General features: G+C 55.1%; 8 protein-coding genes. 5 read left to right on the plus strand and 3 right to left on the minus strand.

Going from position 1 to position 7,140, the window contains the following annotated elements; all coding sequences use genetic code 11:
- Window positions 1-35: 35 nt before the first annotated feature.
- The gene (locus tag AC1DSG_RS09560) at window positions 36-953 is read right to left on the minus strand and encodes a putative 2-dehydropantoate 2-reductase (RefSeq protein ID WP_477790666.1); all 918 of its coding nucleotides are present in this window, start codon (window positions 951-953) and stop codon (window positions 36-38) included.
- Between the two features lie 140 nt (window positions 954-1,093).
- Between AC1DSG_RS09560 and AC1DSG_RS09565 the strand changes: the two genes are divergently transcribed.
- Both AC1DSG_RS09565 and AC1DSG_RS09570 read left to right on the plus strand, forming a co-directional pair.
- Window positions 1,094-1,579 (plus strand): YajQ family cyclic di-GMP-binding protein, encoded by a 486-nt coding sequence (locus AC1DSG_RS09565; protein WP_007906601.1) that lies wholly within the window; start codon window positions 1,094-1,096, stop codon window positions 1,577-1,579.
- A gap of 140 nt (window positions 1,580-1,719) precedes the next feature.
- Window positions 1,720-2,562 (plus strand): mechanosensitive ion channel family protein, encoded by an 843-nt coding sequence (locus tag AC1DSG_RS09570; protein ID WP_477790667.1) that lies wholly within the window; start codon window positions 1,720-1,722, stop codon window positions 2,560-2,562.
- Between the two features lie 140 nt (window positions 2,563-2,702).
- Here the strand turns inward: AC1DSG_RS09570 and AC1DSG_RS09575 are convergent, their stop codons facing one another.
- Window positions 2,703-4,049: an OprD family porin gene (locus AC1DSG_RS09575; protein WP_477790668.1), complete on the minus strand. Its 1,347-nt coding sequence runs from the start codon at window positions 4,047-4,049 to the stop codon at window positions 2,703-2,705.
- An 872-nt stretch (window positions 4,050-4,921) separates the two neighbouring features.
- On the opposite strand from AC1DSG_RS09575, the gene AC1DSG_RS09580 reads away from it, so the two are divergent.
- Together AC1DSG_RS09580 and AC1DSG_RS09585 are read left to right on the plus strand one after the other, a co-directional pair.
- On the plus strand, window positions 4,922-5,347 hold the full coding sequence (locus tag AC1DSG_RS09580; protein WP_477790669.1) for an HIT family protein: 426 nt from the start codon (window positions 4,922-4,924) through the stop codon (window positions 5,345-5,347).
- Window positions 5,348-5,350: 3 nt separating this feature from the next.
- Entirely contained in the window at window positions 5,351-5,557 is a 207-nt protein-coding gene (locus AC1DSG_RS09585; protein WP_477790670.1) for a SlyX family protein, read from the plus strand.
- Window positions 5,558-5,631: 74 nt separating this feature from the next.
- Here the strand turns inward: AC1DSG_RS09585 and AC1DSG_RS09590 are convergent, their stop codons facing one another.
- Complete coding sequence (locus AC1DSG_RS09590) at window positions 5,632-6,234, minus strand: cold-shock protein (protein ID WP_477790671.1); 603 nt, start codon at window positions 6,232-6,234, stop codon at window positions 5,632-5,634.
- A 551-nt stretch (window positions 6,235-6,785) separates the two neighbouring features.
- Here AC1DSG_RS09590 and AC1DSG_RS09595 point away from each other — a divergent pair.
- Entirely contained in the window at window positions 6,786-7,124 is a 339-nt protein-coding gene (locus AC1DSG_RS09595; protein ID WP_477790672.1) for a ribbon-helix-helix domain-containing protein, read from the plus strand.
- Window positions 7,125-7,140: the final 16 nt, after the last annotated feature.

The following is a 7,140-nucleotide window of genomic DNA, read 5'->3' on the forward strand; positions in this document are numbered from 1 at the left end:
GCTGAATAGGAACAAGTGGGCAGCGTAGCCGCTGCTCAGTCGCTGGGCAATCCAAGGCTGAGCAGATGGCCGATCAGCCGTTGCTGTAGTTGATGGAGGTGGGGCAGGTTCAGTTGGTGCCGCGAGGCTACTTTGCAGACGTAACCCAGCAGGTAGGTGATTTCGGTGCGGCGCTGATTCGCAACGTCCTGGTACATCGAGGAGTAGTTGGCCGCCGTGGCATGGATTACACGCTCGACTTCCTGTTGCAGGTTTTCTGCCGCCGCAGGCTGACCACAGCGTTCCAGCAACTCGGTCAATTCACCGCAAAGGGTTGCGACTTCGCACTGGTGATCCTGCAATCCGCCATTGCGACAATTATGAAGAACGGTCAATGGATTGATTGCGCAGTTGAGCGCCAGCTTGCGCCATAACCGTGTGAGGATGTCGGTGCTCCATTCATGGGGAATCCCGGCAKCCGTCAAATCATCCAGCCAGATCGGCGCCACTGGATGGCCTGCATCGCCCAGCCAGGTGTAACCGTGACCTGCGAACACCACACGCCAGTCGCCATCGCGAAATGCACCTTCAGTACTCGATGCGCTCACACAACGTGCCTGCGGCACCTGCGCCGCGACCGCGTCCTGACTGCCGAGGCCGTTCTGCAACAGGATCAATTCAACGTCAGGCGTCAGGCGTGGCGCCAGTTGCGCGACAGCTTTCTCGGCGTCGTAGGCCTTGCAGGCCACCAGCAGGCGACTGATCGGTTCATGGCAGTGCGGTGTCTGGCCGGGAATGTCATAAGTAGTGGCGTCGCCCTGTTCCACCAGCGTCAGCCCGCCCGCCGACTGATAGGCCTGCAAGCGTTGTTCATTGCGAACGATCAGCCTGACCGGCAAACCGGCCCGCGCCAGACGTGTGGCCCACAACGTGCCGAGGCTGCCGGCACCCAATACATGCCAAGGGGTCGACATCAGCTTTTTACTCGGTTTGATGCAGGCATGTGACGCTCGCAGTATGGGTTGGAAAAGACCCGTTATAATGAGCCCGATTTTAACCGCAAGCCAAGCGCGCACCACCGCAATCGAGTGCGCCTTTTTATTGGAGAGATTACATGCCGTCGTTCGACGTGGTATCCGAACTGGACAAACACGAAGTTACCAACGCGGTCGAAAACGCCGTCAAGGAACTCGATCGTCGTTATGACCTGAAGGGCAAGGGCACGTTCGAGTTCAAGGAAAAGGACCTGACCGTCAACCTGACCGCTGAGGCCGACTTCCAGCTCGAAGCGATGATCGAGATCCTCAAGCTGGCGCTGGTCAAGCGCAAAATCGACGTGCAGTGCCTTGAAGTCAAGGATGCCTACGCGTCGGGCAAGCTGATGAAGCAGGAAGCGGTCCTCAAGGAAGGCATCGACAAAGAGCTGGCGAAGAAAATTGTCGCTCACGTCAAAGACGCCAAGCTCAAGGTCCAGGCCGCCATTCAAGGCGAGCAGGTGCGCATTACCGGCAAGAAACGTGACGATTTGCAGGAAGCCATCGCCGCCCTGCGCGCCAAGACGTTCGATATGCCGCTTCAGTTCAACAACTTCCGCGACTGACCTTTAACGCGGGAACCTCTCGGCGCTTTCGGCGTCCGAGGCCCAAGCAGCGGCAGAAATGATTGAGCCGGAGACGGCTCGGTTGTTCTGCCGCTTTATTTTTTGTGTGCCGGAAAACCGGAAAATCAAGGAGAGCGTAGATGGACTTAAATGCTGAGGTAAACAACCTGGTCAAGATGTCCCAGGCCTGGATCCCGATGATCATGGAGTACGGCAGTCGTGTCCTGCTGGCAGTGATCACCCTGGCTGTCGGTTGGTGGCTGATCAATAAAGTGACACAAAAGCTCGGCGGCCTGCTGGCGTTGCGTAACGCCGACCTTGCGTTGCAAGGGTTCATCAGCAGCCTGGCGAACATCATTCTCAAGGTTTTGCTGATCGTCAGCGTAGCGTCGATGATCGGTGTGGAAACCACTTCGTTCGTCGCGGCCATCGGTGCGGCGGGTCTGGCCATCGGTCTGGCCTTGCAGGGCAGCCTGGCTAACTTCGCCGGCGGTGTGTTGATTCTATTGTTCCGTCCGTTCCGGATCGGTGACTGGATCGAAGCCCAAGGTGTTGCCGGTACCGTCGACAGCATTCAGATCTTCCACACGGTACTGCGGACCGGCGATAACAAAACCATCATCGTGCCTAACGGCAACTTGTCGAACGGCATCATCACCAATACCAATCGTCAACCAACGCGTAAAGTGGTGTTCGACGTGGGTGTGGATTACGAAGCGGACTTGCAGAAGGCCCGTGAGGTTTTGCTGGAACTGGCCAAAGATCCGCGTGTATTGGCAGATCCGGCACCTCAGGCGGTGGTTTCTACTTTGGGTGACAGTTCGATCACTCTTTCGCTTCGGGTCTGGGTAAAGACAGCCGACTACTGGGATGTGATGTTCATGTTCAACGAACAGTCCCGTGATCGTTTGAAAACTGCCGGCATTGATATCCCTTTCCCACAGCGGGTTATTCGGGTGGTGCAGGAGTCTGTGTCGCAGTGATTGTTTTTTGATCATGTCTGACTGCTAAGTCAGGCATGTTCTTAACAGATCTGATTGTTTAAACGTAATATTTCAGCCAACAAAAAAGGCCCATCCGAAGATGGGCCTTTCTTTGATTACCGGGTGCTGACTTTCTGCAATTACAGAATGTTGAGCGGGTAGTCGGTGATCAGGCGGAACTCTTTGACATCGCCTTCGCCTTCGTCAGCATTGGCGTAGTGCCATGCTTGACGGATGCGGAACGACAGATCTTTGGCTGGGCCAGATTGAACGACGTACTTGGCTTCAAAGTTGATTTCGTGGTGCTTGCCGTCTTCGCCGTACAGACCAGCATAAGCGCTGCCCGCTGGAGTCTTGGTGCCGTCGATGTTCCAACCGTCCACGTAACGGGTCATGAAGCTCAGGCCAGGTACGCCATATTCAGCCATTTTCAGGTCGTAACGGGCTTGTACCGATTTCTCGCCAGGACCGTTGAAGTCAGAGTACTGGATGGAGTTGGCGAGGAAAATCGAGTCGCCACCGCGGTTGTTCTTGCCCACGCCGATGTAGTCGAACGGAGTATCGCCGTTAACCTTCTGGAAGCCCAGGGTCAGGGTGTGCGCATTCAGGAACGAGTAAGCAGCAGCCAGCGAGAAGGCGGTGTTGCTGATTTCGCCTGCGTCAGCGTTACCAGTGTCCTGAGTGTTGTAGATGTTACCGTCGAAGTTCAGCGACTGAGTGCCACCCAGTGCGAGGGTGTAGTTCGCGTTGGCGTAGTACTGGTTCCAGATGTCTTCGAGCTTGGCGCCGTAGAGCGAAAGGCTCAGTGCATCGGTAACGCCCCATTTGCCGCCAGCGTAGTCGATGGAGTTGGCTTCTACGCCTGCGTACGTTGCAAACAGGCCGCCGTCATGGGCGTTTTTGTCCTGGCTGGTCGCCGAGTAGAAGTGACCGCCTTCCAGGTCAACGTTGTTGAATTCGCTGCTCTGCAGTTGGAAACCGCTGGCAGTTTGAGGAAGGATACGGGAACCGCCAACAGCAAACACTGGAGCAGTGCTTGGCTGCATGTCACCGGCTTTCAGCTCGGTTTTGGATACGCGGATTTTAACGGCGCCGCCGGCTTTGCCTTGGCTGTCGTTAACATGGCGACTGCCATTAGCGTTAGGGGTATCGCTACGGCTCATGTTGCCGGTGCCGCTGGTGCCGTCGCCACCATCCAGTTTGATGGCCAGGTAGCCGAATGTATCAACGCCAACGCCGATCAGGCCCTTGGTGTAACCGGAGCTGTAGTTGCCCCAGATACCCTGGGTCCAGTCTTTCTGGTCGGGGTTGCCGTTTTTGTTGTCACGGTTGAAGTAGTAGTTGCGAACCAGCAAGTTCAGCGAGCTGTCTTCAACAAAACCTTTGGCTTCAGCCTGGTCACTTACGAAAGGTGCGGCCGTAGCCAACTGAGTACTGGCTGCTGCTGCAACTGCCAGTGCGATGGTGCTCCACTTCATCACGCGCATCGTGATTTGCTCCTTTGGTTTTAGAAGAGTACTGCCGTCCCACCTGATTTATTATCTGGGCGGCTCTTTCTTTTTGTGTCGGCGCAAACTTATATCACGCCGACTCTATTGGCGATACTTGCGTATCCATCCTTTCGGCTTCTTTACGACCCTGTCGCAAACAGCTCGGTAGATGTCGCAAATTTACAGCGTCAATGCAAGCGGGCCGGCAACTTTAAGGTTGTTTTCCAGGGCTTGAACTTCGGTAAAAAGTGTCCTTGGTGAAACGTTTGAATCTCCATCGGGCAACCCTGCCGCTGTTTTTATTTGCCTTGAGCCTTCCACATCCCGCAGAGGTTTTCAAGGCGATGTGGGTATGGATGCAACAAACGTGCACAATTTTGCAATTCGTTGGCTTTTTTTCTTCTGACCGGTCTTTCGCTATAAAAACCTCATAAAACCGGGCGTTCAAAGCCCGTTTTATTCGGCTTGACGCAAAGGTTTGCATCGTGTTCCAGCATGCGGGGCGTCGGTGTAACAATTTAAAACGTTACCGGTCCACCCCGCAAGTGAGTAGATGGCGGATGCTGACGCACCCAGCGTAGACTAACTGTGCGATTTTGGTGCAGGAAATTTTAACCGCTGTACCGAATTCATACAGTGCTGTCTTTTGTCCGAGTCGAACAGATCGTTGTCAATCAGTCATTTCAGTGTCTTGGGCTGAAGGTTGGTTCTGTAATGGTGCGGATTGGCAAAAACGCTTCATGTCGGGGCGTGTGTCTGTTCGTGAAGCCAGCGCCGTTCGCAGGTATGCTGCCGTCCTGTCGCTTGGTGCGCCGTCCTTCGGAAGGGGCGCTAAGCTGAAAATTGAGAACCAGGCGGGAGTGCGCACAGTGTTCGCTTTAGATCCACGGCTTCAACAAGACACGCTACCGATTGGGGATTTCCCGCTCTGCCGGTTGTTGTTGTCCAACGATTCGAATTACCCCTGGTTCATCCTGGTGCCTCGTCGCGACGATATCAGCGAGATATTTCAGTTGAGTGTCGCCGAGCAGCAACAGCTGTGGCAGGAGACGACTGCGTTGGCAGAAACGCTGAAGGATTCGTTCGACGCCGACAAACTGAATGTCGCGGCCTTGGGTAACGTTGTCAGTCAGCTACACATGCATGTGATTGTGCGTAAGCGTGAAGACGCCGCCTGGCCTGCTCCGGTCTGGGGCAAACTGCCGGCCACGCCCTACACTGCGGAGCAGATCGCAGTGATTCGCGAACGCCTGCGTTTGGTGTTGGCCGAAGATTTCACGTTTCTGGAGGGTTGAATCATGAGCCTTGAAGAACGCGTTACCGATCTGGAGAGTCAGTTGGCGTTTCAGGATGACGCCCTTCAGTCATTGAGTGATGTGCTGGCGACGCAGCAGCGTGCCGTTGAACGCCTGCAGCTGCAAATGGCTGCACTGCTCAAGCGGCAGGAGGAAATGGCCGGCCAATTCGAAACCTTCGAAGAGGAAGCGCCACCGCCGCATTACTGACTTTTTATGATAAAGAAGCAGGCAATAAAAAACCGCGAACAACCTGGCTGTTCGCGGTTTTTTTTAGCCTTGAATCAGCGACGCGGCAGGGCGGCGATCACATCTTCGGCTTGCAGGCCTTTGTCACGATTCATGACAGAGAACTCCACACGCTGGCCTTCGACCAGAACGCGGTGGCCTTCGCCACGAATTGCCCGGAAATGCACGAAAATATCATCGCCGGAATCGCGGGAAATAAAGCCGAAGCCTTTGGATGTGTTGAACCACTTGACGGTGCCGGTATCGCGGTTGCTCATGTCATAGCTTGGCGAGGTGGCTGCCGGTGAAGATTTGTAGAAGCTGACGCCCAGGTGCAGGAAAACGGCGGACAGGGCAGCTAACAGGCTGAACAGAACGGCGGGTTGACCGGCGATGACAGGCATCGGCGCGAGCAATGTCAGAAGTTGCAGGAAGACGGCCAGAACCAGCAGCGCGCTGACCAGGTTTTGCAGTTGGTGGCGCGGGCCTTTGTTCCAGTAAGGGATAACAGGAGCAAGGGTGAGGTTCAGCAGGCCGAAAAACGCCAGGTACAGCGCATCGGGTTGTTGCAGGTAAGGGACCGCTTCAGCTCGCAGGCTGGGGATGAAGGACAGCAGCAGGGCGGCTGCGCCCGTTAGCAGGTGGACGATTTTCAACATTTTGATTAACTCGCGTTAAGACGGATCACAAGGAAGAGCTGATGGAGCACGGTTCGCTTCAGAACAATAAGAGGCGTTGGGCACGTACCCGGTATCAGCCTATGCGCAGCCCCCGGAAAAAATAGGCGGTAGCGACACACTGTCTATTTAACAGCAAAGCCTGCGGCTACTCAAATCAGGCAGTCCGGCGGTGCTCTAGTGTTCGATCTGTCGCGGATCATGGCTTTCTTCTATTAAGAAGAAACCGGCGTGCAGGCTCCGAAGACATGATCAAGCAGCTTGCCGAGGAGGCGGGAGGCAGTCAGGTCCTTGGGTTTTGATCTCATTCTGGCTTTTTACTTCATCAGATCTCTTTTGCGCTGGGTAAGACGCGCCTGAGTGCGTGGGAAAACGGCCGGCCTAGGACGGGCTCCATGATCTCCCTTTAGCTGTTGGCTTATCCTACATGGATGGTCATAAAGTCATCTGGATATACCTTTGCGCCTGCGCTTTTATAAGGCAACAGATGTAGCTCTTATAGAAGGCAAGAATGGCAAAGGAGTGTCAGCAATATGGATTACGAAGACAGGCTGGACGAAGGGAGTCTCCGCACGACCGGGGATATAAGGGTTGATCCGTTCGTCAGCGAATTTGATATGGGGCTGGCCCGGCCTTTATCCCGCTCGGTGCGTTTGAATGGTTTTGCGACCTGCTTGCGGCTTGAGCAGGTCTACTGGGATATTTTGGGCGATATGGCCAAGGTCAATTGCTGTTCTGTCAGTGCGCTACTGTCCCATGTGGACCGCGAAGTGCATTTGCGTCACRGCGGGGTCAAGAACTTCACCGGGCTGGTGCGGGTTGTCTGCGTTGTGCGCAGCTTGAAGGAGGGGAGCTGCATTGTGATGCCCTAGTCGCAGTGGCTTTAGG

This window comes from Pseudomonas sp. P5_A12 (genome assembly GCF_056400685.1).

What these genes read in the sequence shown, in the direction of transcription:
- AC1DSG_RS09565 (WP_007906601.1), top strand. Translation starts at nt 1,094, where the DNA reads ATGCCGTCGTTCGACGTGGTATCCGAACTGGACAAACACGAAGTTACC.
- AC1DSG_RS09585 (WP_477790670.1), top strand. Translation starts at nt 5,351, where the DNA reads ATGAGCCTTGAAGAACGCGTTACCGATCTGGAGAGTCAGTTGGCGTTT.
- AC1DSG_RS09570 (WP_477790667.1), top strand. Translation starts at nt 1,720, where the DNA reads ATGGACTTAAATGCTGAGGTAAACAACCTGGTCAAGATGTCCCAGGCC.
- AC1DSG_RS09590 (WP_477790671.1), bottom strand. Translation starts at nt 6,234, where the DNA reads ATGTTGAAAATCGTCCACCTGCTAACGGGCGCAGCCGCCCTGCTGCTG.
- AC1DSG_RS09575 (WP_477790668.1), bottom strand. Translation starts at nt 4,049, where the DNA reads ATGCGCGTGATGAAGTGGAGCACCATCGCACTGGCAGTTGCAGCAGCA.